The 23,797-nt window shown below is 68.7% G+C and carries 22 protein-coding genes and 1 riboswitch; of the genes, 12 read left to right on the forward strand and 10 right to left on the reverse strand.

Annotated features, from left to right (window positions below):
• Positions 1–41 precede the first annotated feature (41 nt).
• The 3 genes from AB4Y80_RS10415 to AB4Y80_RS10425 form a co-directional block, all read right to left on the reverse strand.
• Positions 42–1,349, reverse strand: coding sequence for an ABC transporter substrate-binding protein (locus tag AB4Y80_RS10415; RefSeq protein ID WP_442214040.1), 1,308 nt, complete (start codon positions 1,347–1,349; stop codon positions 42–44).
• Positions 1,350–1,697: 348 nt separating this feature from the next.
• Positions 1,698–2,786: a LacI family DNA-binding transcriptional regulator gene (locus tag AB4Y80_RS10420; protein WP_442214041.1), complete on the reverse strand. Its 1,089-nt coding sequence runs from the start codon at positions 2,784–2,786 to the stop codon at positions 1,698–1,700.
• 5 nt (positions 2,787–2,791) lie between these two features.
• A complete protein-coding gene (locus tag AB4Y80_RS10425; RefSeq protein ID WP_442214042.1) occupies positions 2,792–4,030 on the reverse strand; it encodes an ROK family protein in 1,239 nt (412 codons plus the stop codon).
• A gap of 141 nt (positions 4,031–4,171) precedes the next feature.
• On the opposite strand from AB4Y80_RS10425, the gene AB4Y80_RS10430 reads away from it, so the two are divergent.
• From AB4Y80_RS10430 to AB4Y80_RS10450, 5 genes are all read left to right on the forward strand, one after another.
• Positions 4,172–4,906 (forward strand): sugar phosphate isomerase/epimerase family protein, encoded by a 735-nt coding sequence (locus AB4Y80_RS10430; protein ID WP_442214043.1) that lies wholly within the window; start codon positions 4,172–4,174, stop codon positions 4,904–4,906.
• Positions 4,903–6,012 carry a Gfo/Idh/MocA family protein gene (locus tag AB4Y80_RS10435; protein WP_442214045.1) on the forward strand — a complete coding sequence of 370 codons (1,110 nt, stop codon included), beginning with the start codon at positions 4,903–4,905 and terminating at the stop codon, positions 6,010–6,012. Before AB4Y80_RS10430 ends, AB4Y80_RS10435 begins: the two co-directional genes overlap by 4 nt.
• A gap of 11 nt (positions 6,013–6,023) precedes the next feature.
• Positions 6,024–7,247, forward strand: a complete 1,224-nt coding sequence (locus AB4Y80_RS10440) for a Gfo/Idh/MocA family protein (RefSeq protein ID WP_442214046.1) — start codon at positions 6,024–6,026, stop codon at positions 7,245–7,247.
• 2 nt (positions 7,248–7,249) lie between these two features.
• Positions 7,250–8,251: a sugar phosphate isomerase/epimerase family protein gene (locus AB4Y80_RS10445; RefSeq protein ID WP_442214048.1), complete on the forward strand. Its 1,002-nt coding sequence runs from the start codon at positions 7,250–7,252 to the stop codon at positions 8,249–8,251.
• 92 nt (positions 8,252–8,343) lie between these two features.
• On the forward strand, positions 8,344–8,727 hold the full coding sequence (locus tag AB4Y80_RS10450) for an RNA-binding S4 domain-containing protein (RefSeq protein ID WP_442214049.1): 384 nt from the start codon (positions 8,344–8,346) through the stop codon (positions 8,725–8,727).
• Positions 8,728–8,804: 77 nt separating this feature from the next.
• Here AB4Y80_RS10450 and AB4Y80_RS10455 read toward each other — a convergent pair whose 3' ends face one another.
• The 4 genes from AB4Y80_RS10455 to AB4Y80_RS10470 all read right to left on the reverse strand — a co-directional run bounded on the left by AB4Y80_RS10455 (position 8,805) and on the right by AB4Y80_RS10470 (position 13,756).
• On the reverse strand, positions 8,805–9,854 hold the full coding sequence (locus AB4Y80_RS10455; RefSeq protein WP_442214050.1) for an LLM class flavin-dependent oxidoreductase: 1,050 nt from the start codon (positions 9,852–9,854) through the stop codon (positions 8,805–8,807).
• 60 nt (positions 9,855–9,914) lie between these two features.
• Positions 9,915–10,055: a hypothetical protein gene (locus AB4Y80_RS10460; protein ID WP_442214051.1), complete on the reverse strand. Its 141-nt coding sequence runs from the start codon at positions 10,053–10,055 to the stop codon at positions 9,915–9,917.
• A 123-nt stretch (positions 10,056–10,178) separates the two neighbouring features.
• Positions 10,179–11,924 carry an ABC transporter ATP-binding protein gene (locus AB4Y80_RS10465; RefSeq protein ID WP_442214052.1) on the reverse strand — a complete coding sequence of 582 codons (1,746 nt, stop codon included), beginning with the start codon at positions 11,922–11,924 and terminating at the stop codon, positions 10,179–10,181.
• Positions 11,924–13,756: an ABC transporter ATP-binding protein gene (locus AB4Y80_RS10470; protein WP_442214054.1), complete on the reverse strand. Its 1,833-nt coding sequence runs from the start codon at positions 13,754–13,756 to the stop codon at positions 11,924–11,926. Before AB4Y80_RS10470 ends, AB4Y80_RS10465 begins: the two co-directional genes overlap by 1 nt.
• 229 nt (positions 13,757–13,985) lie before the next feature.
• Between AB4Y80_RS10470 and AB4Y80_RS10475 the strand changes: the two genes are divergently transcribed.
• Positions 13,986–14,945 carry a sugar-binding transcriptional regulator gene (locus tag AB4Y80_RS10475; RefSeq protein WP_442214055.1) on the forward strand — a complete coding sequence of 320 codons (960 nt, stop codon included), beginning with the start codon at positions 13,986–13,988 and terminating at the stop codon, positions 14,943–14,945.
• 32 nt (positions 14,946–14,977) lie between these two features.
• On the opposite strand, the gene AB4Y80_RS10480 is transcribed toward AB4Y80_RS10475, so the two are convergent.
• On the reverse strand, positions 14,978–15,985 hold the full coding sequence (locus AB4Y80_RS10480; protein WP_442214056.1) for a 1-aminocyclopropane-1-carboxylate deaminase: 1,008 nt from the start codon (positions 15,983–15,985) through the stop codon (positions 14,978–14,980).
• A 128-nt stretch (positions 15,986–16,113) separates the two neighbouring features.
• On the opposite strand from AB4Y80_RS10480, the gene AB4Y80_RS10485 reads away from it, so the two are divergent.
• Complete coding sequence (locus AB4Y80_RS10485; RefSeq protein WP_442214058.1) at positions 16,114–16,767, forward strand: GntR family transcriptional regulator; 654 nt, start codon at positions 16,114–16,116, stop codon at positions 16,765–16,767.
• A gap of 108 nt (positions 16,768–16,875) precedes the next feature.
• Here the strand turns inward: AB4Y80_RS10485 and AB4Y80_RS10490 are convergent, their stop codons facing one another.
• Positions 16,876–17,427, reverse strand: coding sequence for an OsmC family protein (locus AB4Y80_RS10490; protein ID WP_442214059.1), 552 nt, complete (start codon positions 17,425–17,427; stop codon positions 16,876–16,878).
• A gap of 36 nt (positions 17,428–17,463) precedes the next feature.
• A riboswitch (SAM riboswitch) is annotated at positions 17,464–17,586 on the reverse strand.
• Positions 17,587–17,701: 115 nt separating this feature from the next.
• Here AB4Y80_RS10490 and AB4Y80_RS10495 point away from each other — a divergent pair.
• The 4 genes from AB4Y80_RS10495 (at position 17,702) to AB4Y80_RS10510 (ending at position 22,485) form a co-directional block, all read left to right on the forward strand.
• Entirely contained in the window at positions 17,702–19,339 is a 1,638-nt protein-coding gene (locus AB4Y80_RS10495; RefSeq protein ID WP_442214060.1) for an ABC-F family ATP-binding cassette domain-containing protein, read from the forward strand.
• Positions 19,340–19,833: 494 nt separating this feature from the next.
• Positions 19,834–21,234 (forward strand): FAD-dependent oxidoreductase, encoded by a 1,401-nt coding sequence (locus AB4Y80_RS10500; protein WP_442214061.1) that lies wholly within the window; start codon positions 19,834–19,836, stop codon positions 21,232–21,234.
• Between the two features lie 181 nt (positions 21,235–21,415).
• A complete protein-coding gene (locus AB4Y80_RS10505) occupies positions 21,416–21,871 on the forward strand; it encodes a hypothetical protein (RefSeq protein WP_442214062.1) in 456 nt (151 codons plus the stop codon).
• A gap of 146 nt (positions 21,872–22,017) precedes the next feature.
• The gene (locus AB4Y80_RS10510; protein ID WP_442214063.1) at positions 22,018–22,485 is read left to right on the forward strand and encodes a UPF0158 family protein; all 468 of its coding nucleotides are present in this window, start codon (positions 22,018–22,020) and stop codon (positions 22,483–22,485) included.
• Positions 22,486–22,492: 7 nt separating this feature from the next.
• On the opposite strand, the gene AB4Y80_RS10515 is transcribed toward AB4Y80_RS10510, so the two are convergent.
• Positions 22,493–23,107 (reverse strand): TetR/AcrR family transcriptional regulator, encoded by a 615-nt coding sequence (locus AB4Y80_RS10515; protein WP_442214064.1) that lies wholly within the window; start codon positions 23,105–23,107, stop codon positions 22,493–22,495.
• Between the two features lie 75 nt (positions 23,108–23,182).
• On the opposite strand from AB4Y80_RS10515, the gene AB4Y80_RS10520 reads away from it, so the two are divergent.
• Positions 23,183–23,677, forward strand: coding sequence for a cupin domain-containing protein (locus AB4Y80_RS10520; RefSeq protein WP_442214065.1), 495 nt, complete (start codon positions 23,183–23,185; stop codon positions 23,675–23,677).
• Positions 23,678–23,797 lie beyond the last annotated feature (120 nt).

A 23,797-nucleotide genomic window follows, 5' to 3' on the forward strand; every position in this document is an offset into this window, starting at 1 on the left:
GCCCCCCCCCCGCCGGTTCGTTCTTTGGGTCGGCGAGGCGACTACCCGGCCGCTTCCACTTGCTGCTCGGCGGTGGTCAGTGCGGCCTTGATGTCGGCCTTGCTGACGGTGCCGCCGGAGGCGATGGTGGCGAACATCTGGTTCATCGCCTTGCCCACGGTGCTCTCAAACTGGTCCTCGGCCGGCACCAGCGGCAGCGGCTTGGACTTGGTGGCGTAGATGTCGCCGAACGTCTTGGCCTCCTCGGCGTTGTCGGTGAAGTTCGGGGTGGCGCCGTTGAGGACCGGCAGGGCCGCGAAGGGCTTGTCCAGGGCGGTCTGTGTTTCGGGGCTGGTCATGAACTTCACGAACTGCAGGGCCGCGTCCTTGTTCTTCGTGTTCTTGAAGATGGAGAGGTTGATGCCGGCGACGTGGCTGGCGACCTCCTTGGCGCCCTCGGGTGCGGGGAAGGCCACCACGCCGTATTGGTCATTCTTCATGCCGTTGGCGACGATGCTGCTGTCCGCGTTGTTTTGGTTGAGGATCATGGCGACCTTGCCGGTGGCGAAGTCGTTGACGGCCTTGGTGCCGTTGTCGTATTGGGCGTTGGCCACGTCGACAACCTTGTCCGTCTGCATCAAATCGAGGTAGCGGTGGATGCCGTCCACCACGCCGTCGGAGGTGAAGGTCGCCTTGCCGCTGGAGTCAAAGAGGTCGGCCCCATTCTGGGCGGCGTTGATGAACGCGAAGTGGGCGTTCTCCGTGTAGCTGCCGGCGGCCAGGGCGAATCCGTGCTTGCCGCCGGTGGTCAACTTCTTGGCGTCGGCCACCATCTCATCCCAGTTGGTGGGAGGGGTCAGGCCGGCATCCTTGAACATGGCCTTGTTGTAGTACAGCCCGTAGGCCAAACCGTACAGGGGAACGGAGGTGGGGTCCTGGCCGGGGACCCCGCCGGTGTCCAGGGCGGTCTTGACGAACTTGTCCTTGCCGCCGATCGCGTCGAACGCGGCCGCGTCGAAGGGCAGGAATGCCCCCGTTGACTGCAGCGAGGCCGCCCACGTGTTGCCGATGTTCAGGACGTCGGGGGCCTGCCCGGACGTGACGGCGGTTTGGATGCGGGTCTGCAGGTCGTTCCAGCCGATGACCTCAAGGTTGACCTTGATGCCGGTCTGCTCCTGGAATTTCTTCAACTGCGGGGTGAGGACTTCCTTGTCATTGTCCAAGCTGGTGCCCTGGTTGCTGGCCCAGTAGGTGAGCGTCTTTCCGCCGCCGCTCGTGGCATCCGACCCGCTGTTGGCGCCCCCGCAGCCCGTGGCCGCCAGGGTCATCGCCGCGATCGCCGCCGCTGCGGCAAAAGTACGTATTTTCACGTTCGTGACTTCCTTGTCTTTGTGGGGAATATCCGAAAACCGAGATCCAGGAGCCTCGGGGACAAGCCCGACGCTCGACGTGAAACTAAACCTAGATGAACTTATGCCGATCGTCAATCAAAAGTTTGCAATTACTTCAAAACTTATTGATTCGTGACCGTGGAACCGGACGGCGCCCGGACGCAGCTGAGGCGCCCAGCCCGTGTGAGGGCCGGAAATGCGCCTGAATGTAGCCAATTATGGTGCCGCTGCTCACGGAGTGAGCCTCACTGAACCGGTTCATCAAATGGCGGCCGTTACCTCTTTGTTACAAAACTGGGAGGGCCCTCCCCGATGGCTCAGGGCGGCTCAGTCTCCGGCCGCAGGCCCGTAGGCGTTGTTGCCCAGGCTGTCGCGCAGTTGGAGCACCCCCGGTGCGGAGGCGGCGTTGCGCGGCTCATGCCCCGCCATGAGCTCCAGCAGCAGTTGGGCGGAACGGCTGCCGAGCTCCAGCGGATTGCGGCCGAGCGCGGCCACCGGCGGGGAGCTGAGCCGGCACAGGATCGAGTCATCCCAGCTCACCACCGAAACCTGGCCGGGAACGGCCAGCCGCAGCATCCCCAGGGCCCGCAGCCCGCCGACGGCCATGAGGTCGTTGCCGTAGATGATCGCGGTGGGGAATCCCTGCGTTCCGGGCACGAGACCGGCCATCACGGCGATCGTGGCCGTGCCGCCGTCGTCGGCGGAGTAGTCGGCCGCACTGACCACAACGCTCATGCCCAGGCGTTGGGCGTGCGCGGCGACGCCGGCCACCCTGGCTTCCTCGTGAAGCAGGGCGACGGGCCCGCAAATGTGGGCGATGTGCCGGTGGCCGCGTGCGTGCAGGGCCTCCACCAGGGTCGCGGCGTCCACGGCCTGCGCCACCGTGACGCTGGCACCGCGGGCGGTGGGGGCAACGTCGTCGCCGGCCCCCAGGCGAACATAGGGCAGCCCGAGCCGCTCCAGCAGCGGCGGGCGCGGATCCGCACGAAAATGGTCAAACAAGATGACCCCGTCGACCCGCCGCTCGCCGGCCCACCGCTCGTAGACGGCGAGGTCGCGGGCGCCGTCGCCGGGCTCACGCCGCGGCTCCACCAGGCGCAGCATCAGGCTCATCTCATGGGCACCCAGGACCGTCTCAATGCCGGCCAGAACGTGCATGTAGAAGGGTTCGGAGCCAATTTGTGCCGGGTCGCGGGAGAGCACGATGCCCACGGCCTCACTGCGCGAGTGCGACAAGGCCCGCGCGCTGGAGCTGGGGTACCAGCCCAGCTCGGCGGCCATGGCCAGCACGCGCGCCCGGGTGGTTTCGCTGACGCCGGCCTGGCCGTTGAGGGCATAGGACACCGACGCCTTGGAAATCCCCAGGCGCTGCGCCAGGTCGGTGATGGTCACCTTGCCGCCGGGAAGGGCACCCATCCCGTTCACACCTGCAGGTGGGAGGCGACCAGGCGCTCCACGCTGGCCGGAGCCAGGACATGGTCAATCACCATGCGTCCCGCGCCCAGGACGCCGGCGTGGTCAGTGGCCATGGACTGGACGATGCGCAGGCGCGACGTCGCCAGCGGCAGCGAGCGCTGGTACACGATTTCGCGCACCCCGGCCAGCAGGTACTCCCCCGCCGAGGACAGCCCGCCGCCGATCACGATGACCGACGGGTTCAGCAGGTTCACGCAGGCGGCCAGCACGTCGCCCACGTCCCGGCCGGCCTGGCGCATGGCCGCGATGGCGGCCAGATTTCCCCGGCGGGCAAGCTCCAGGACGTCCTCGCCCGTGCGGGCCGGCACGCCGCCGGCCGCCAGGGCCGCCGCCACGGCCGGGCCCGACGCCATGGCCTCCAGGCAGCCATAGTTCCCGCACCGGCACAGCACCTCGCCGCCGCGCGGGACGCGGATATGCCCAATGTCCCCGGCCGTGCCGTCCGCGCCGCGCTGCAGCAGCCCGCCGCTGATGATGCCGGCGCCAATGCCGGTGGCCACCTTGATGAAGAGCAGGTTTTCCGCGTCCGGCCAGTAGGTGGCCCGCTCACCCAGGGCCATGATGTTGACGTCGTTGTCCACCAAAACCTCGGTGGAAAATCTCTGCTGGACGTAGGCCGGGACGTCGAAGCCGTCCCAACCGGGCATGATGGGCGGGCTGGCCGGCTTCCCGGTGGAGTGCTCCACGGGGCCGGGCAGGCCGATGCCGATGCCGGCCAGTTCCCGTTCGTGCCGGCCGCACTGCTGGAGCAATTGCTCGGCATGGTTGAGCACGTCATCGAGGACCGCATTGGGTCCGGCGGCGATGTCGATGGACTCGCGCAATTCGCACAGCACCCGGCCGTTGAGGTCGGTCACGCCGATCAGGGCGTGGGTGGCGCCCACATCCACGGCCAGGATGACGCGGGAGGCGGGCTGGAAGGCAAAGCGCGACGGCGGCCTGCCGCCGGAGGAGACGGCCTCCCCGGCCGGGCCGATGAGGCCCAGGGCGGTCAGGGAATCGATCCGGGCCGCCACGGTGGAGCGCGCCAGCCCTGTGATGTCCGCCAGCTCGGCGCGCGTGCGCGCCTGGCCGTTGCGCAGCAGCTGGAAAACGTCGCCGGCCCGGGAATGTCCGAACGAGCCGGCCCCGTTCGCGCTGCCGGCGGATGCGCGCGATGGCGTCTGGGCTGGGGGCTTTGGCATCCCTAATAGATAGCACAACCGACTTCTAGCTGTCACAATTTTGCCGCGTGCAGTTTTACCGACAACTTTTGCTTGACGATCGTCATAAGTTCCCCTAGGTTGAAGTGGAACGCATCCACCGTGTCCTGGCAGGAGATCTCAATGACGTACTCACTACAGCTCTACACCGTGCGGAAACCGCTGGAAGAGGATCTGGCCGGCACCATCGCCCGGGTCGCCTCCATCGGCTACACCAACGTCGAGCCGTACAACTTTGTCGCGACGGCGGATGAGCTGGCCGCGGCGCTGGGCGCCAACGGACTCTCCGCCCCGTCCGGCCACGCCCCGCTGTTGCGCGCGGACCAGGACGAGATTTTCAAGGCCGCCAACAAGCTGGGCATTGAAACCGTCATCGACCCGCACGTCGACCGGGCCCGCTGGAACACCGAGGCGGACATCCGGGCGACGGCGGCGGCGTTGAACGCCGCGGCCGTCACGGGCGCCGGATACGGGGTTCGCGTGGGGTACCACAACCACGAATTTGAGCTGGAGAGCCGGATCAACGGCCGCTCCGCCCTGGAGATCCTGGCCGAGAACCTCAATCCGGAGGTGGTGCTGGAGGTGGACACCTACTGGGCGGCCGTCGGCGGCGAGGACCCGGCGGCACTGTTGCGGCGCCTGGGCGACCGCGTCCGCTTCATCCATATCAAGGACGGCCCGCTGACCAAGGTGGATGCCGACCAGGTTGCCGTGGGCTCCGGGGCGGTGCCCGTCTGGGACGTCATTGCCGCCGCCTCCGCCCTGGAGGTCGGCGTCGTCGAGCTCGACGACTTCACCGGGGACATCTTCGACGCCGTCGCCGACAGCCTCACCTTCCTTAAGGCGGGCGCCAAATGAGCCCGCAGGGCGGCCCCGTGGGCGTTGCCATCATCGGCGCCGGGGTCATCAGCAAGGAATACCTGAAAAACCTGACCAGCTTCCCCGACGTCAAGGTCCACATTGTGGCGGACATGTTTGAGCAGGTTGCCGCCGAACGGGCCGCCGAGTTCGGCATCGGCGCCTCGGGCGGCGTGGACGACGCACTCTCCCACCCCGACGTTGAGATCGTGGTCAACCTGACCATCCCGGCTGCCCACGTGGAGGTGGCCACCCTGGCCGTCAACGCCGGCAAGCACGTGTGGAGTGAAAAGCCGTTCTCCACGGACCGGGAAAGCGGGTTGGGCCTGCTCAAGCTCGCCGACGCCGCCGGCGTGCGGCTGGGCTGCGCCCCGGACACGTTCCTGGGCGCGGGCCTGCAAACGGCCCTGCGGTTGATCGCGGACGGGGCCATCGGCACGCCGCTGACCGCGCTGACGCTCATGCAGTCCCCCGGGCCCGAGTCGTGGCATCCGAACCCGGCGTTCCTCTTCCAGGAGGGTGCCGGACCGCTGTTCGACATCGGCCCGTATTACCTCACCGCACTCATCCAGACCTTTGGCGCCATCACCAAGGTGGCGGCCCTCAGCTCCAAGTCGCGGGAAACCCGGGTCATCGGCTCCGGTCCCCGGGCCGGCCAGGAGTTTGCGGTCACGGTGCCCACGCATGTGAGCGCCATCGCCCAATTTGCCGGCGGCGAATCCTCGCAGAGCATCTTCAGCTTTCAGTCCCCGCTCAAGCGGGCCGGGTTTGTGGAGGTCACGGGCACGGAGGCCACCATCGCCTTCCCCGACCCCAACACCTTTGACGGGGACATTGTCCTCACCCGGATGGGCTCCGACGACGCGGAAATCATTCCCGCCGCCGGGGCCACCAGCACGCGCGGTTCCGGCGTGCTGGAAATGGCCCGCGCCATCCGTGCCGGCCGCCCGCACCGCGCCCAGGGCGCCATGGCCTACCATGTGCTGGACGCCATGGTCTCCATCGCCGAGTCCTTTGAAACGGGCGAATTCGTGCGGCTGCAAAGCACCGCCGCGGCCGCTGAACCGCTGCCCGCGGAGTGGGACCCCACCGAAGCAACCCTTTAGGATCCGCCCACATGACCTCCCCCCGAGACCACCTGGCACCGCGCCCGCTGGGCGTGGCCGCCATTGGCTATGCCTTCATGGGCCGGGCGCACTCCAACGCCTGGCGGAGCGTGGCCAATCACTTCGACGTCCCCGCCTTTGAGCAAAAGGTCCTCGTGGGCCGGTCGGCCGACGCCGTCGCGGCGGCGGCCGCCCGGTACGGCTGGGGGGAGTCGGCCACGGACTGGCGGGAGGTCATCGCGCGGGCGGACATCGACATCGTGGACATCTGCGCCCCGGGCTTCCTGCACGCCGAGATCGCCACGGCGGCCCTTGCCGCCGGCAAGCATGTCCTGGTGGAAAAGCCGCTGGCCAACTCGATGGCCGAATCCGTGGCCATGGTGCAAGCAGCGCAGGCGGCCCGGGCGGCCGGCGTCCGGTCCATGGTGGGCTTCAACTACCGCCGCGTCCCGGCCCTGGCCCTGGCCCGCGAGCTCATCGCCGGCGGAAAGCTGGGCACCGTGCGCCAGGTCCGCGCGTCGTACCTGCAGGACTGGCTGGCCGACGACGACGCCCCAATGACCTGGCGGCTGCGCAAGGAAACCGCGGGCTCGGGGGCGTTGGGGGACATCGCCTCCCACGCCGTCGACCAGGTCCAGTACCTGCTCCAGGACGCGGTGACCGAGGTCTCGGGGCGGCTGCACACCTTCGTCACCGAACGCCCCGGCCCGCACGGTCCGGAAGCGGTGACGGTCGACGACGCCGCCTGGGCCACGCTGTCCCTGGCCGGCGGCGCGGTGGCCGGCGTGGACGTCTCGCGGGTGGCGCTGGGGCAAAAGAACGCGCTCCGCCTGGAACTTTATGGCACGGCCGGGTCACTCACCTTCAACCTGGAAAACCCGAACGAGCTGCACTTCTTCGACGGAAGCGATGACATTCGCGTCCAGGGCTTCCGTCGGATCCTGGTCACCGAGCCCGAACATCCGTACCTGCAGGGCTGGTGGCCGCAGGGGCATGTGATTGGCTGGGAGCATAGCTTCACCCACCAAATCCGCGACTTCCTCCAGGCCATCGACCACGGCACGGACCCGTCGCCGTCGTTCGAGGAGGGGTTGGGCGTCCAACGCGTGCTGGCCGCCATCGAGGCCTCCGCCGCCGCCGGCGGCGCCACCGTGCCGGTGGTGGGGCCGGCCGCACCCGAGGCCCGACCAGCGTCTTCTTCAGCGTCTTCTTCAGCGTCTTCTTCAAGGAGTTAATCATGCCGCGCCCGTACACCTTGTTCACCGGCCAGTGGGCCGATCTGCCGTTTGAGGAGGTGGCCCGGCTCGCCTCCGACTGGGGCTACGACGGCCTGGAAATCGCCTGCTCGGGCGACCACCTGGACCCGGGGCGCTGGGATGACTCCGCCTACGTCGCCGGCAAGCTCGCCGTGCTGGAGCGCTACAACCTAAAGGTCTGGGCCATCTCCAACCACCTCACCGGCCAGGCCGTGTGCGATGCCCCGATCGACTTCCGTCACCAGGCGATCGTGGGCTCCGCGGTGTGGGGCGACGGCGATCCGGAAGGGGTCCGCCGTCGTGCGGCGCAGGAGATGAAGCACACGGCCAAGCTGGCCCAGGCGCTGGGCGTGAAGACCGTGGTGGGATTCACCGGCTCCGCCATCTGGCAGTATGTGGCCATGTTCCCGCCGGTCCCCGCATCCGTGATCGACGCAGGCTACCAGGACTTCGCCGACCGCTGGAACCCCATCCTGGATGTCTTCGACGAATGTGGGGTCCGGTTCGCCCACGAGGTCCACCCCTCCGAAATCGCCTACGACTACTGGACCACCGTGCGCACGCTCGAGGCCATCGGCCACCGCCCCGCGTTTGGGCTCAATTGGGATCCGTCGCACTTCATGTGGCAGGGCATCGACCCGGTCTCCTTCATCTGGGACTTCAAGGACCGCATCTACCACGTGGACTGCAAGGACACGAAGCTGCGCCTGACCGGGCGCAACACGGTGATGGGCTCCCACCTGCCCTGGGGCGACCCGCGCCGGGGCTGGGACTTCGTCTCCGCCGGGCGCGGCGACGTGCCCTGGGAGTCGGCCTTCCGCGCCCTGACCGCCATCGGCTACGCCGGACCCATCTCCGTCGAGTGGGAGGACGCCGGCATGGACCGCCTCCAGGGCGCCCCGGAGGCGTTGGCGGCCCTGAAGAAGTTCAACTTCGACCCCTCCGCCCGGTCCTTCGACGCCGCGTTCAGCCACCAGGACTGAGCCCGCGGTGGAGACGGACATCCGCACCGGATATTTCAGGGCGCGGATGTCCGTTTCGACCGCCCAAACGGACAGCTAGACTCGGAACCATCATGAGCATTGTCAAGAACGCCCCGGCCTCGGTGCGCATCGATGCGTGGCTGTGGTCCATTCGCGCGTACAAGACGCGCTCAGCCGCCACGGCGGCCTGCCGCGCGGGGCATGTCAAGCTCAACGACATCAACGCCAAGGCCGCCCACACCGTGGTCCCCGGGGACACCATCCGGGTCCGCCAGCCCGGTTACGACCGCGTCCTGGAAGTCCGGCGCCTAATCAACAAGCGCGTCGGCGCCGAGGCCGCCTCGCACTGCTTCACCGACCACACGCCCGCCCGCCCCGCCCTGCCGGCGCTGGGCCTGCCGCAGCGCGACCGCGGCACCGGCCGCCCCACCAAGAAGGACCGCCGCGACATGGACCGGCTCCGCGGCGAGAACTGACCCGCCGCCGCGCCTGAACAGGCGAATACCCCGGCGCCGCCGTTGTGCTCGGACGACGGCGGCACCCGGGCAGGCTCTTAGGCCGCCGGCGCCGTCGTGGCCGGCTGCCAGCCGATCGCCGGGGCGATGTATTTGGCGATGTTCGCGAGCATCTTGGTGTTGTAGTCGACGCCGAGCTGGTTGGGTACCGTGAGCATGATGGTATCCGCCGCCTGCACGGCGGCGTCGGCGGCCAGCTCCTCGGCGAGCTCGCCGGGATCGCCCAGGTAGCTCTTGCCGAAACGGGAGAGGGAGCCGTCGATCATGCCCACCTGGTCGCGGCCCTCCGCCTGCGAGCGCAGCCCAAAGTACATCCGGTCCGTGTCGTCCACGATCGGGATGACGCTGCGGCTGACCGAGACGCGCGGCGTGAACGCATGGCCCTGCGCGGCCCATTCCTCGCGGAAGAGCCGGATCTGCTCGGCCTGGAGTTCATCGAACGGCACACCGGTATCCTCGGTGAGCAGCGTCGAACTCATCAGGTTCATGCCCTGCCGGGCCGCCCAGACCGCGGTGTGGCGGGTGCCGGCGCCCCACCAGATCCGCTCGGCCAGGCCGGGCGAGTGCGGCTCGATGGGTAGCAGGCCGGTCCCGGCGCCCATATGGACGTGCTCGCCGGGCTGGGCGACGCCGATGCCGGCAATGGCGCGGCGAAACACGGCCGTGTGCCGGCGGGCCATGTCCGCGACGGTTTCACCGTCCTGGGGATGGTAGCCAAAGTCGGCGGCCCCGTTCAAGGCCGGCTCTGGTGAGCCGCGGCTGACGCCCAGCTGCAGCCGCCCGCCGCTGATCAGGTCCGTCGCCGCCGCCTGCTCGGCCATGTACAACGGGTTTTCGTAGCGCATGTCGATCACGCCGGTGCCGATTTCAATGCGGGTGGTGCGGGCGGCGATCGCGGCCAGGAGCGGGAACGGCGACGCTTGCTGGCGGGCAAAGTGGTGCACGCGGAAGAACGCGCCGTCGATCCCCAGCTCCTCGGCGGCCACGGCAAGGTCGATCGCCTGCAGCAGGGAGTCGGCGGCCGATTCCGTGCGTGAGCCGCGCCCGGTTCCGTAGTGGCCGAAGGATAAGAATCCAATTCGTTTCATATTCGGCACAACCCGGCCCGGGCGACGGCTATTCCATGCATTTGCCTGAAGGAATGCCGGCTACTGCTTCTTGATGTGCGCCACGGGGTCGGCCGCTTCTTCCGCCGAGCCCTTGGCCTTCTTTTCCGCCCGTCGGGCCTTGATGGCGGCACCCTTGGCAATTTTCTTGTGATCGTGGTGGTGTGGCTGTTTGTCAGGCATGATGAACTCCTCTGCGCTTCAACAGAACCGGCCCGGGCCGGACGCCCTGGCCTCCCCCACTTTGAACGTTACGCCCATTCCCCGACAGGAAACAGGCCCCCGCTGCTCCCCATGGAGCTGCGGTCAGGCGTCCTGGCGCCAGGAGTGCCACAGCCTTGCGTAGGCGCCGCCCTGTGCGAGCAATTCGTCGTGTGAGCCGAGCTCGGTGATCCGCCCCTGTTCCACCACGGCCACCCGGTCGGCGTCGTGGGCGGTGTGCAGCCGGTGCGCAATCGCCACCACGGTGCGCCCGGCCAGGACGGCGCTGAGGGAAAACTCCAGGTCGCGGGCGGCCTGCGGGTCGATGAGGGAGGTCGCCTCATCCAGGATCAGCGTGTGCGGATCGGCCAGCACCAGCCGGGCCAGCGCCATCTCCTGCGCCTGGGCGGGGGTGAGCGTGTGCGAGCCCGACCCCACCTCCGTGGCCAGGCCGTTGGGGAGCGCGCGCACCCACCCCAGGGCTCCGACGTCGGCCAGCGCCTGCTCGATCTCTTCGTCGGTCGCGTCGGCCCGGCCCAGGCGCACGTTGTCGGCCAGGGTGCCCACAAACACGTGGTGCTCCTGCGTGACCAGGGCAACCTCGCCGCGCAGGTCATCCAGCGGCCGGTCCACGAGCGGCACGCCGCCCACGGTGACGGTGCCGCCGGTGGGCGGGTGGATGCCGGCCACCAGGCGGCCCAGCGTGGACTTGCCGGCGCCGGACGGGCCCACCACGGCCAGCCGCTCCCCCGGCACCAGCCGCAGGTCGATGCCGTGCAGCACGTCCCGTCCGGCCCGATAGGCGTACCGGACGTTCTCGACCAGTATTTCGTCGTTGGCCGGCACGGCCGCGGTGGCGGTGCGGTCGGCGGGAACGTCGCGGATGCCCACGATCCGGGCCAGCGAGGACGCGCCCACCTGGATCTCGTCGATCCACATGATCAGCGTGTCCACAGGGTCGATGAGCTGCATGGCGTACAGGGCCACCGTGGCCACCATGCCGGCGCTGACCGTGCCGTTGGCCGCGAGCCAGCCGCCCCACAGCAGCACCGCCGCCACCGGGAGCCAGAAGGACACATCCGCGGCCGGGAACAACACGGTGCGCAGGCCCAGCGTGTACCTTTCCGCCGCTTCGCAGTCCCGCAGGGCCGAATCCATGCGGGCGCGGCGGTGCGGGCCCAGGCTGAGCGCGTCCACCGTGCGGGCGCCCTCGATGGTCTCGGTGATCGCGCCGTTGAGCACCGCGTAGGTCTCGCGTTCGCGCATGTATCCGGCCGCGGCACGCTTGAGGTACCAGCGGGTGACCGGCACCAGCAGCGGGACCCCCACCACCAGGGCCAGCGCCAGCAGCGGGCTGGTRAACACGGCGGCGGCCAGGGTCAGCGCAATGGTGGCCACCGAGACCAGCACCTGGGGCACGCCAAAGCGCACCGTATAGGAGACGGCGTCGACGTCGTTGGTGGTGCGTGAGACCAGGTCGCCGGTGCCGGCCTTTTCCACCGTGGACAGCGGCAGGCTGGTCACCTGCTCCATGAATTCCTCGCGCAGCTGGGCAAAGACCTTTTCGCCCAGCACCATGCCGGTGCGGCGCGCCCAGCGGGCCAACATGGTCTGCACCAGGACAAACCCGCCCAGCGCCATGGCCACCCCCGCGACGAATTCGGCCGTGGTGCCGCGTGTGACGGCATCGACCAGCCGGCCCAGCAGGAACGGCCCGGCCAGGCCCGCCACCGCGGCCCCCACATACAGGCCAACGACCCCGGCCAGCGGTTTTCGGTGCGCGCGCATCAGGCGCAGCCCTTCCGCCTTGACCGCCGCGGAATCGGCCACCGGAAGTTGGGTGCCGGCCATCAGTTCCCTCCCCCTTGCGTCAAAATGGTGTCGGAGTCCGCGCCCCGCCCGGTGGCGGCGCCGAGGTCCGGGCCGGCATCCGGGCCGGCGGCGCCGCGGCGCCCGTCCATGCCGTCGCCGCGGATCACCACGCTGCGGTAGGCCGGCACGCCGGCCAGCAGCTCGTGGTGTGTGCCGGCCGCGTGCAGCCGGCCGCCGTCCAGGAACAGCACGGTATCCATGGCGCCGAGCATCAGCGGGCTGGTCGTCACCACCACCGTGGTCTGGGCGGCGGCGCCCCGGGCCGCCCGCAGCGCGGCGGCGATCCGTGATTCCGTGTGCGCGTCGACGGCGCTGGTCGGCTCGATCAACACCAGCACTTCGGCCTCCGTCAGCACCGCGCGGGCCAGGGCCAGGCGCTGGCGTTGCCCGCCGGAAAAGCCGCGGCCCTTCTCGGTGACCTCATCATCGAGCCCGTATTCCAGCCCGTCAAAGACATCGCCGGCGTTGGCGACGTCGATGGCGGCCAGGATCTCGGCGTCGCTGTGCCGGCCCGCGGGGTCAAGTTCCTCCCGCAATGTGCCGGTGAACAGCTGCGGCTCCGTGTCCGAGACCACGATGCGCCCGCGCACCGCCGGCAGGGGCACCTGGCGCAGCACGGCCCCGCCCCAGAGCACCTCGGCCTCACGCAGCACGGCGTCCTCAAATCGTCCCAGCCGGCGGGCCACCCCCGCCGAGACGTCGGGGTTTGAGGACACCAGGGCCGTCAGGCCGCCGGGCCGGACGACGACGCCGGAGCCCGAGTCGACCATGGCGCTGGCCCGCGCCGGGGCAGGGACCCGGGGTCCGGCGTCGTCCACCGCGGACGGGGTGGCGAGCACGTCGATGATGCGGCGGGCGCCGACGTGGGCGCGGATGAACCGGGACACGGCGTCGGAGGCGGTGCGGATGGGCGAGACCAGGAAGACCGCGTAGCCGTACAACGCCACCAGCTGACCGGTTTCCAGCTGCCCGGAGAGGGCCTGCATGGCGCCGATCCAGGTGAAGGCGACGCTGAAGGCGCCGACCACCAGCACCTGGGTGGCGTCGAGGTCGGCCAGGGAATAGGCCACCTTGTTGCCGGCCAGCTGCGTGGCCCGGGAACGTTCCCGGTAGCGCTCCACGAAGATGTGCTCGCCGCCGATCCCGCGCAGCACCCGCAGCCCGGCGACCGTGTCCGCCCCCAGCGCCGTCATCCGTCCGGCGGCCTCACGCTGCTCCTTCTGCCGGGCCTGCAGCGGCCGGATCACCAGCATCAGCATGGCCCCGCACGCCGGCACGCCCACCAGGACCACCACCCCCAACTGCCAGGAGGTGGCGAATACGAGCCCGGTCACCACCAGGTAGCCGACCACGGAGCCCGCCAGCCGGGCGGAGACGTCGAAGATCTCCCCGATGCGCATGGCGTCGGAGGCAGCGGTGGAGACCACCTCGCCGGTGGAGAATTTTTGCGGCAGGGCGTCGCCGCTGCGGGTCACCTTGTGGCCGATCAGTTGGGCGGACCGGTAGGCCGCCTGCATCCAGTTGCTCACCGACGCCCGGTGGCGCAGCGTGGACGTGATGGCCTGGACGAGCGTCAGGCCCACCAATATGAGCACCCACCACGTCAGCTCGCCGAAGTTGCGGGCCACGATCCCCCTGTCCACTGCCCGCCCCAGGGCGAACGGGATCAATGCCTGCGAAACGGTCCAGACGCAGCCGTAGGCGATGCCCAGGGCCAGGGTGGCGCGCTGCCCCGCCGCCAGCCACAACAGGTAGCGTGCGGGCGAGGTGAGATTGGGGCTGCCGGCGTCGGGATAGGGAAATGAGCGCACAAGGGCCTTCTCGTTTAAGGGGTGGATTGGCAGCGTCGGGACGCGATCGGGGCGGCCAGGACGGGGCGGCGCGATCGGTGGGCAGGGGCGGGAGCGCTGGATGTCAATTCACAATTCCTTACCCTAACGGAAAAATTCGGACGCCGGAAGGGTGCGGCCGGGGTAATTCGAGCCCCATCTCCTAGAATCGAAGCAGACCGGAATGAGAATGGGGAAGGGGTGGCCAGCCATGGCATCGGACCATGCCGTGCGCCACGACCAGCTGGTGCAAAAGGTCGCCCACCTGTACTACATGGGCGGGGCCAACCAGATGGAGATTGCGGCCTCGGAAAACCTGTCCCGGGCCACGGTCTCCCGGCTGCTGGCCGAGGCCAAGCGCCGCGGCGTGGTGCAGATCCGCATCGGCCCGCCCGTTGACCGGATGCCGGCGCTGGAGGACACGCTCAAGGCCGCCTTCGGGCTGGATGCCTGCGTCATTTCCATGGACCGGCCCCGGTCCCTGTACGAGAAGAACAACCGGCTCGGCTATGTGGCGGCCCGTTATCTGGAGTCCCACCTCGACGGCGTGCGGCAGCTGGGCGTGGCGGCCAGCCGGACGCTGTCCTCGGTGGCGAAGGCGCTGAGCCCGGGCGTTCGTCCCGGGCTGACCGTCATCGACCTGCTGGCCTGCCCGTCCCGGCTGGACCGCTCCGGGGACGAACGGATCCACGTGGGCGAACACATCTGCCAGCAGCTGGGCGGGAACTTCATCCCGCTGCCGGCCAACTTCCTGTACCGGGATCCTGCCGCCCGGCTCAAGGCCCTGGAATCGCCGGAGGTCGCGCACGGGCTGGCCCTCGGGCCGCAAAGCGACATGGCGCTGCTGGGCCTGGGCTCCATGCAGCGCTTTGACGGGACCGGCACCTACAGCCCGGTTTCCCCCGGCGCGCTGGCCGCCCTGGCGGACTCCGGCGCGGCGGCGCATCTGTGCGGGCACTTCTTTGACCACGACGGCGTCGAGGTCCCCTCCGTGGTGACGGACCGGCTGATCGGAATCACCCTGGCGGGCCTGCTGGCCATTCCGCGCCGCATGATGGTCACCGCCGGCCCCGCCAAGGTGGCCCCGCTGGCCGCCGCGATCCGCGGCGGCTTCGTCAACGAGCTGGTCACCGACGAGGCAACCGCCCGCGAACTCCTGGCGACGTTTTAGCGCCCGGCGGCACGTGCGGCTGGCCGGCCCCGCTACCGGAAGAGGCCGCTATAGGCATTCAGGGCGAGCTGCCCGCCCAGGTGCGCGTACAGGACGTTGCTGGTTTCCGGGATATCGCGGGTCCGGACCAGATCGATCAGCCCGGCCATGGACTTGCCTTCGTAGACGGGGTCGATGATCATCCCCTCCAGGGAGCCGGAGAGACGGATGGCTTCCATGGTGGACTCGACCGGGATGCCGTAGTAGTCCCCCGCCCAGCCCTCCAGAACGGTGATTTCCTCGTCGCGCAGCTGCCGGTCCAGGCCGATCAAGTCCGCGGTGTGGCGGGCGATCCGGCCCACCTGGGCGCGGGTCTTCTCAATGGTTGCCGAGGCGTCGATGCCGAGCACCCGGCGCGGGCGGTCCTGCCCGGCAAATCCGGCGATCATGCCGGCGTGCGTGGAACCGGTGACGGTGCAGACCACGATCGTGTCGAAGAAGACGCCCAGCTCCGCCTCCTGGGCCTGAACCTCGTAGGCCCAGTTGGCGAAGCCAAGGCCGCCGAGGCGGTGCTCCGAGGCGCCGGCCGGGATGGGGTAGGGCTTGCCGCCGGCGTCCTTGACCTCTTGGATGGCCTGCTCCCAGCTGCTGCGGATGCCGATGTCAAAGCCGGCCTTGTCCAGGCGGACGTCCGCGCCCATGATGCGGGAGAGCTGGATGTTGCCCACGCGGTCGGACAGCGGGTCCGGCCAGTCGACCCAATTTTCCTGTACCAGGCGAGCCTTCATGCCGATCTTCGCGGCAACGGCCGCGACCTGGCGGGTGTGGTTGGACTGGTAGCCGCCGACGGAGACCAGCGTGTCCGCGCCCTGCGCGATGGCGTCCGGGATGATGTACTCCAGCTTGCGGGTCTTGTTGCCGCCAAAGGCGAGCCCGCTGTTCACGTCCTCGCGCTTGGCCCAGATCTTTGCGCCGCCGAGGTGTTCGCTCAGGCGGGGCAGGTCATGGATCGGGCTGGGCCCAAACGTCRGCGGATAACGCTCAAAATCTGTGATGGCCACGTGCCTGCCTCATTCTGCTCAGGTGGTGCAAGTCACACCGTCAATCGTTATCCAATATATTGCATGTCCGGTGCGCTCCGTGTCAAGCATGCCAAAATCGGCCTATCCGGCGGGATACCATAAGTCCCATGCCCACACCCACGCCGCACGGGATCCACAAGCGCTCGCTGCTGCGCGACGAAGTGTATGAATCCATTCGTGACGCCATCATCGACGGCACATTTGGTCCCGGCGAACGGCTCAAGGACCCCGAACTCGAGGCCTGGCTGGGCGTGAGCCGGACCCCCATCCGGGAGGCGCTGCTCCGGCTCGAGCGGGCGGGGTTGATCATCGCCAAGCCCGGCCGGGCCACCATCGTCGCGCCGCTCGACCCGGCCTCCACCATCGGCGCCCAGCAGGTTGTCGCCGCCATGCATGAACTCGCGGCCCGGCTCGCCGTCCCGGCCGCCACGGGCGATCACCTGGCGGCCATGACGGCGGCCAACGGCCGGTTCGCGACGGCCCTCGAGCACGACAACGTCGAGCGCGCCCTGGCCGCGGACGACGACTTTCACGCGGTCTTCATCGACGCCTGCGGCAACGACATGATCCCGGACGTCCTGGAACAGGCCCTGCCGTTGCTGCGGCGCGTGGAACGGCAGCGGTTCGGCTCGCATTCGGCCCGGCATTCGGTCACGGTACACGCCGAGATCATCCGGCTGGCCGGTCTGGGCGACGCCGAAGGCGCGGCACTGGCCTGCCGGGAAAACTGGCTGTCGCTGGGGAGTTCGGCCGAGGCGTAAGCAACCTCCACGGCAAAAACGCTGCCGTCCCGCTCAAGCGCTGTCGGGCAACAGCGCAGGAGCGGGAAGGCAGCGTCCAAGCGGGGCGGCCGCGCTCAAGCGGGCCGGCTAGACCTTGGTGAGGACCGCGCTGACCGGGGTCAGGTTGGCAAACAGGTCCAGCACGGGGCAGCGGGATTCGACCGTGCGGCGCAGTTCCTCGTAGCGTTCCTGGGACTCCGGGCCGGAGATCTTCACGCTCAGGCGGACGTCCTGGAATCCAGGACGCACCGAGGGGTCGATGCCAAAGAGCCCGCGGACGTCCAGGTCCCCTTCGGCCTCGATCGTGAGGTCGTCGACGACGATGCCCAGCTGGTCGGCGTACAGCCGGTACACCACCACCTGGCAGGCGATGAGCGCGCCCAGGGCATATTCGACGGGACTGGCGGCCGCGTCGTCGCCGGCCAGACCGGCGGGCTCATCCACCGTGAACTGGTGCTTGCCGGCACTGATCCGGGTGGCGACGGATCCGACGGCCACGCCGGCCGCCTTATAGGTCAGCCTGGCGTTCTGTGCATCCTGGGTGATCCGCTGCGTCCAGAAGGCGCCGGCCTCGGCGAGCCGGGCGGAGCGGTCCGCGGCAAGGTCGGCCGGGGTCGCTGCAAGGGTTGATTCAGACATCGTGTTCCTTCACGGTGAGGGCGCGCGCCGTGCGCCGCGCCATACTTACGCCCCCGGTCCAGCGCCGGACGGGCGTCGAATCGTCACCTGGGGCACCCCACTATGGTGATGAGGGTTGCCGCCCAACCGGCCAGGGCCTTGAGGTTGGGACTCTTGATTCTGCTCTCAAGTGTGGCGTCCGGGAGCGGGGCGGTTCAAGGCTCACGTCATGCGGGGCAACATGGGCGACGCCGGCCCGGTCGGCCCGGGCGCGTTCGCCTCCTAAAATGGACTCATGACCGCTACGCTCGTGGCCAAGGACCTCTCCGGAGGCCACGCCCACCGCACCTTGTTCGCCAACCTCAACCTCACCGTCTCCCCCGGGGACGTGGTGGGCGTGGTGGGCGCCAACGGGGCCGGCAAATCCACCCTGCTCAAGCTGCTCGCCGGGGCCGACACGCCCCAGGCCGGCACCGTGAGCACCGCGCCGCGGGACGCCTTCATCGGCTGGCTCCCGCAGGAGCACGAACGCATCGAGGGCGAAACGGTCGCCGCGTACATCGGCCGGCGGACCGGGTGCACGGCCGCCACCGTGGCGATGGAATCCTGTGCGGCGGCCCTGGGTTCGGGCAATGCGGCCGACGACGACCGGTACGCCGACGCCCTGGACCGCTGGCTCGCGTGCGGCGCCGCCGATCTGGACGAAAGACTCCCGGAAACCCTGGCCGGTCTCGGGCTCGAGGTTGGGGAGAACACCCTCATGACGGGCCTCTCCGGCGGGCAGGCCGCCCGGGTAGCGTTGGCCGCGCTCCTGCTGAGCCGCTTCGACGTCGTCCTCCTGGATGAACCCACCAATGACCTTGACCTCGCCGGGCTGGCCAGGCTGGAGGAGTTCGTGACCGGCCTGCGCGGCGGGGTGGTGCTGGTCTCGCACGATCGCGAATTCCTGGCCCGCTGCATCACCTCCGTCGTGGAACTTGACCTGGCCCAGAACAAGGTGGCCGTGTACGACGGCGGCTACGACGCGTTCCTGGAGGAGCGCGCCGTGGCTAGGCGGCATGCCCGCGAGGCGTACGACGAATTCGCGGGCAGGAAGGCCGACCTGGTCTCGCGTGCCCGCGTCCAGCGCGAATGGAGCTCGCAAGGCGTGCGGAACGCCATGAAAAAGAGCCCGGACAATGACAAGATCCGCCGCCGGGCCAGCATGGAATCCTCCGAAAAGCAGGCCCAAAAGGTGCGCCAGATGGAGTCGCGGATCGCCCGGTTGGACGAGGTGGAGGAGCCGCGCAAGGAGTGGACACTGCACCTGCGCATCGGCGCCGCGCCGCGGTCCAGCTCCGTGGTCGCCACGCTGAACGCCGCCACGCTCACCCAGGGCGGCTTCACGCTCGGACCGGTCTCGGTGCAGGTCAACGCCGGGGAGCGCATCGGCATCACCGGTCCCAACGGCGCCGGCAAGTCCACGCTGCTGCGGCTGCTGCTGGGCCGCACAGCCCCGGACGACGGCGTCGCCTCCCTGGGTGCCAGCGTCGCCGTCGGCGAGATTGACCAGGCGCGCAGCCAGTTCCCGGAGAACGTTCCGCTGGGGGCGGCGTTTGAGGCCCTGGTGCCGGAACTGAACCAGGGCGAGGTCCGCACACTCCTGGCCAAGTTCGGGCTCAAGGCCGACCAGGTCACCAGCGCCGTGGGCAGCCTGTCCCCGGGTGAGCGCACACGCGCCTCGCTGGCGCTGCTGCAGGCCCGCGGCGTCAATGTGCTGGTGCTCGACGAGCCAACGAACCATCTGGACCTGCCGGCGATCGAGCAGCTGGAGGAGGCGCTGGACAGCTACGAAGGCACGCTGCTGCTGGTCTCCCACGACCGCCGCCTGCTGGAAAATGTCCGCCTCGACACCCGCTGGGAGGTCAGCCGGGGGCAGGTCACCGAGCTGTAGCCCGCTCCGCGAAACCGGGACCAACGCGCGAGACCGGTATGTCCCCGCGGTATTTTGCGCGGTGGCCCCGGTTTCGCGACAAGGCACCCCCGATTCACGTCTTGAGGCGCAGATCCCCGGCCTCCGTGGCGGGAAGGTCCGCGCAATGAGTTAGCTCACCTTAAGGGTCGATTGACTTTGACTTAAGATACCTAAAATGTTGCAATGGGTAGCAGGGGCGCCGCCTTCGGATCTACGGCGCCCTGCTTTCGAGTCCGGGATGTTCGCGCCACGCCAACGTCCCGAACAGGGCCCTGTCTCCCGTCGTGGGATTGATGCCCGGGCCCCGGGCGGCCCATGCCGCCCGCACCACCGCCGCAGAAAGATCTGCCGCCGCGCACCCTGCGCTTGTTGCTCCGCCACGGTGCGCCGCCTTCGGCCACCGGCCTATCCGGAGCGTGGACTCGTCAGCGTCACAACGGACCGGTGAAGATCCAGTGAATGAGGAGCACAGCATGAAATTGCGAGTCGGAATCATTGGTGCAGGCCCCAGCGGCATGGCACAACTGCGGGCGTTCGAATCGGCCCGCCAAAAAGGTGCGGAAATTCCGGAAATCATGTGCTTTGAGAAGCAGGACGACTGGGGCGGACAGTGGAACAGCAGCTGGCGCACCGGACTGGATGCCCACGGCGAACCCGTCCATTCGAGCATGTACCGCCACCTGTGGTCCAACGGGCCCAAGGAATGCCTGGAATTTTCCGACTACTCCTTTGACGAGCACTTTGGCCGCCCCATCTCCTCCTTCCCGCCTCGCGCGGTCCTCTTCGACTACATCAAGGGTCGCGTGGAAAAGTCCGACGTGCGCAAGTACGTCACGTTCAACACCGCGGCCCGCTTCGTCAGCTACGACGAGGGCACCCAGGAATTCACCCTGACCGTGGAGGACCTGCCCACCGGCACCACCCAAACCCACGTTTTCGATAAGTTGGTGGTCGCCACCGGCCACTTCTCCGTCCCCGCAGCCCCCGCCTTTGACGGGATCGCCGGCTTCCCCGGCGAGGTCCTGCACGCCCATGACTTCCGCGGCGCGGAGCGCTTCGCCGGCAAGAGGGTGTTGTTGATCGGCAGCAGCTACTCCGCCGAGGACATCGGCATGCAGGCCCACAAGATGGGTGCCCGGTCCGTCACCTTCAGCTACCGCAGCGCCCCCATGGGCTTTGACTGGCCGGAGAACACGGTCGAGCGTCCGCTCGTCACGCACTTTGACGGGACCTGCGCCCACTTCAGTGACGGCACGCGGGGCGACTTTGACGCCGTCGTACTGTGCACCGGCTACCAGCACAAGTACCCGTTCCTGCCCGGGGAGCTCTCCCTGAAGTCCAAGAACGTGCTGTACCCGGCCAACCTCTTCAAGGGCGTGGTGTGGCAACAAAACACGAACCTGTTCTACCTGGGCGCACAGGACCAGTACTACACGTTCAACATGTTTGACGCCCAGGCCTGGTTTGCCCGGGACGTGATGACCGGCGTGATCGAGCTGCCGTCGCCGGAAGAGCGCGCGGCCGACATCCAGGCGTGGCTGGATCGCCAGGCCGCCCTGCCCGGTCATGACGCGGAGGCCGATTTCCAGTCGGACTACGTGCGTGAGCTCATCGACGCCACGGACTACCCGCCGTTTGACCTGGACGCCGTCTCCGCGCTGTTGAAGACGTGGATGCGGGACAAGGAGTCGGACATCCTGGGCTACCGGGACACCGTGCACCGCTCCGTTGTCACCGGCACCCTGGCCGCCAGGCACCACACGCGCTGGCTCAACGCCATGGACGACTCGCTGGAGCGGTACCTGAACGGCCCGTCGCAGGACGTCGACACCGGCACCCTGGCCGCGGTCACCGGGGCCCTGGCGGCCCGGTAGGTCCAGGCCCGACGGCGCGTGCCCCGGCCGCGCGGTCCGGTCCGGCGCCGGCACGTGCCCCGGCCCGCCAGGCCCGGCGCGGCCGGGGTCCGGAATCCGGCCGCGCCGGGGCCCATATTGACAAGCCGGCCGTTAAGGTGGAGTCTAAAAACACAAGTTTAGTTTTTAGAAGGAGAAAACCATGGCCGCCAGTTCAATCCCCGCCCGTTCAACCGGAGGGGTGTCACATGCGTTGCAGCGCGCCAAGGCCGAGCCAGCGTACGGGGCGTTCCTCATGCTCTGGATCGGCTTCATCGCGATCCCGCTCATCATGGGCCTGGACAAGTTCGCCAACATCCTGACCAACTGGGAGGGCTACCTGGCCCCGTGGCTGGTCGACGTCTCCCCCTTCAGCGCCCACACCATGATGCTGATCATCGGCGTCGTGGAGATCGCCGCCGGCGTCATGGTCGCCCTCAAGCCGCGCTACGCCGCCTACGTGGTGGCCCTGTGGCTGGCCGGGATCATCGTCAACCTGCTCACGTATTCCGGCTTCTACGACGTCGCCCTGCGTGACTTCGGCCTGCTGGTGGCGGCGCTGGCGCTGGCCCAGCTGGCCCGGGCCTACACCCCGGGCAAGGGGCATTCGGCGCACTAACGCCAAAAGGTTCGACGGCGTGGGCCGGGGCTGCTGCCCCGGCCCATGTTTGCGTTTGCCCGGGTTCGGCACGGGCTATTGCCTGATGGGCCATCCCGCGGAAAAATTGAAGGTGAGCACTGTTTCACGCGAGCGGAGGCATTGCCATGCTCCCTTTGGACGCCATTGACCTGGACACGCTGGTGATGGCACTGGAAAACCAGTACATGGATGGCGAGACGTTCTTTTGGCTTGACCCCGCCACCGGCCGGATCGAACTGTGGGGCGAAGAGGCGGCCGACGAGGCCGACGCGGAGGGCTGGGATGTTGACGAGCGGGGCGGCCTTCGCATCGAGCCCGTTGAATCCCACGAGGTGTACCGGGACATGGAGGATTTCATTGCGGGTGAGAGGGACCCCAAATGCCGTACCCGGCTGCAGCGCGCCGTCGAGCACAGCAGCCCGTTCCGGCACTTCAAGGACGCCCTCTATGAATTCCCCGCGCGGCAAACCGCGTGGTACGAATTCCATGATGCGATCATGAAGCGCCGTGCCATCGAATGGCTGGCCGAGTGGGAGGTGGTGGATCGCACCGAGGCGCGGGCGGCCATCGAAAGACTGCGGGAACCGCGCTAGCGGCGAATCAGGCTCCATATTCCGGCGGGCCCGATTCCAGGGCGTGGCGCAGCAGGGCCTGGGCGCTCCAGCGCATGGATGCCACGGCCTCCTCCCGGGACAGTCCGCCAATGTCCGTTAGCCAGACCAGGGATTCGATCCCAATGGCGCTGCGGACGGCCAGGACCAGGCGGCGCAGTTCGTCGTCGGCCAATGTCCCGCCCAGCGGCGCCAGGGCCTCCGTGATCCAGGGGATGGCACGACCCTGCCGGAGCGGAAGTGCCGCGCCCGGCGTCGTCGGATCCAGCGACAGCCGGAGCATGGTCCGCTGTTGCGCCTCCGTGCCGAGGATCATGGCGGTGAACCTGACGACGACGGCGTCCAGCCGTTCGGCGGGGTCGTCCCCCGGGTGCGCCGGCAGCATCGACTGCAGCGCCGTCTCGGGGTGGGCGGCGGCCAGGAGCTCCCGCTGTCCCGGGAAGTAGCGGTAGGCCGTGCTTCGGGCCACCCCGGCCGCGAGGGCCGCGTCGTCCACCGTTGGCGACTGGCCGGCGGCGACCATCTCGCGCGCTGCCTCGACGAGCGCCTTGAGGGTACGTCGCTTCTGTCCGCTCCGGCCGAGTTCCACATAAGGGGTTGACATACTCTTTATGATACCGCAGTCTTGTTATGGGACATACGTCCCACAAGCTCTGTAACCACCCAAGAGGCGAGTCCCATGGACACGAAGAAGCAGGCAAAGTCATTCATCCGCCAGGCCGGGGAAGGCGAGCGGCGGTGGTTCTTCGGCGGCGGCGTCCACACCTGGCTGGCCCAGGCCCAGGAGACCGGCGGGGCGTTTTTGATCAATCGTGACGACATGGAGCGCGGCAAGGTCACACCCCTGCACATTCACCCGGACACAGATGAGACCCTGTACATCCTCTCCGGCGAGATCCTGATGAACCTGGACGGCGTGGAAGAGCGCGTGGGCGCGGGCGGGCTGAGCGTGGCGCTGCGCGGCGTGCCGCACGCCTTTAAGGTGCTGGCCGAGGGCACCAGCGTGCTGTGCTTCCAGACGCCCGGCAACGCCCAGGCCTTCTACCTGGGGGCCAGCGAACCCCTGCGCGCCGACGACGCCGGCCCCGGCGTCGTCGACTTTGACCGCATCCAGGAATCGGGGCGGCTCAACGGCGGCATCGTCATTGTGGGGCCGCCGCCGTTTGACGCATAGTTCTTAAGGCGCATAGTTCACAAGGCGCATGGTTCACAAGGCGCATGGTTCACCAGGAACGCCTCGGGGCCGCCGCGGTCTCAACCGCGACGGCCCCGCAGGCGGTCAGCACTTCAACGA

Source organism: Specibacter sp. RAF43 (genome assembly GCF_052114065.1).
In the GTDB taxonomy this organism is placed as follows: domain Bacteria; phylum Actinomycetota; class Actinomycetes; order Actinomycetales; family Micrococcaceae; genus Specibacter.

Bases quoted from the DNA above. Each gene is read 5' to 3' on its own strand.
- AB4Y80_RS10455 (WP_442214050.1), bottom strand. From the start codon at position 9,854: ATGAAACGAATTGGATTCTTATCCTTCGGCCACTACGGAACCGGGCGC.
- AB4Y80_RS10515 (WP_442214064.1), bottom strand. From the start codon at position 23,107: ATGTCAACCCCTTATGTGGAACTCGGCCGGAGCGGACAGAAGCGACGT.
- AB4Y80_RS10435 (WP_442214045.1), top strand. From the start codon at position 4,903: ATGAGCCCGCAGGGCGGCCCCGTGGGCGTTGCCATCATCGGCGCCGGG.
- AB4Y80_RS10420 (WP_442214041.1), bottom strand. From the start codon at position 2,786: ATGGGTGCCCTTCCCGGCGGCAAGGTGACCATCACCGACCTGGCGCAG.
- AB4Y80_RS10430 (WP_442214043.1), top strand. From the start codon at position 4,172: ATGACGTACTCACTACAGCTCTACACCGTGCGGAAACCGCTGGAAGAG.
- AB4Y80_RS10495 (WP_442214060.1), top strand. From the start codon at position 17,702: ATGACCGCTACGCTCGTGGCCAAGGACCTCTCCGGAGGCCACGCCCAC.
- AB4Y80_RS10505 (WP_442214062.1), top strand. From the start codon at position 21,416: ATGGCCGCCAGTTCAATCCCCGCCCGTTCAACCGGAGGGGTGTCACAT.
- AB4Y80_RS10425 (WP_442214042.1), bottom strand. From the start codon at position 4,030: ATGCCAAAGCCCCCAGCCCAGACGCCATCGCGCGCATCCGCCGGCAGC.
- AB4Y80_RS10440 (WP_442214046.1), top strand. From the start codon at position 6,024: ATGACCTCCCCCCGAGACCACCTGGCACCGCGCCCGCTGGGCGTGGCC.
- AB4Y80_RS10520 (WP_442214065.1), top strand. From the start codon at position 23,183: ATGGACACGAAGAAGCAGGCAAAGTCATTCATCCGCCAGGCCGGGGAA.
- AB4Y80_RS10510 (WP_442214063.1), top strand. From the start codon at position 22,018: ATGCTCCCTTTGGACGCCATTGACCTGGACACGCTGGTGATGGCACTG.
- AB4Y80_RS10485 (WP_442214058.1), top strand. From the start codon at position 16,114: ATGCCCACACCCACGCCGCACGGGATCCACAAGCGCTCGCTGCTGCGC.
- AB4Y80_RS10500 (WP_442214061.1), top strand. From the start codon at position 19,834: ATGAAATTGCGAGTCGGAATCATTGGTGCAGGCCCCAGCGGCATGGCA.
- AB4Y80_RS10460 (WP_442214051.1), bottom strand. From the start codon at position 10,055: ATGCCTGACAAACAGCCACACCACCACGATCACAAGAAAATTGCCAAG.
- AB4Y80_RS10450 (WP_442214049.1), top strand. From the start codon at position 8,344: ATGAGCATTGTCAAGAACGCCCCGGCCTCGGTGCGCATCGATGCGTGG.
- AB4Y80_RS10445 (WP_442214048.1), top strand. From the start codon at position 7,250: ATGCCGCGCCCGTACACCTTGTTCACCGGCCAGTGGGCCGATCTGCCG.
- AB4Y80_RS10490 (WP_442214059.1), bottom strand. From the start codon at position 17,427: ATGTCTGAATCAACCCTTGCAGCGACCCCGGCCGACCTTGCCGCGGAC.
- AB4Y80_RS10475 (WP_442214055.1), top strand. From the start codon at position 13,986: ATGGCATCGGACCATGCCGTGCGCCACGACCAGCTGGTGCAAAAGGTC.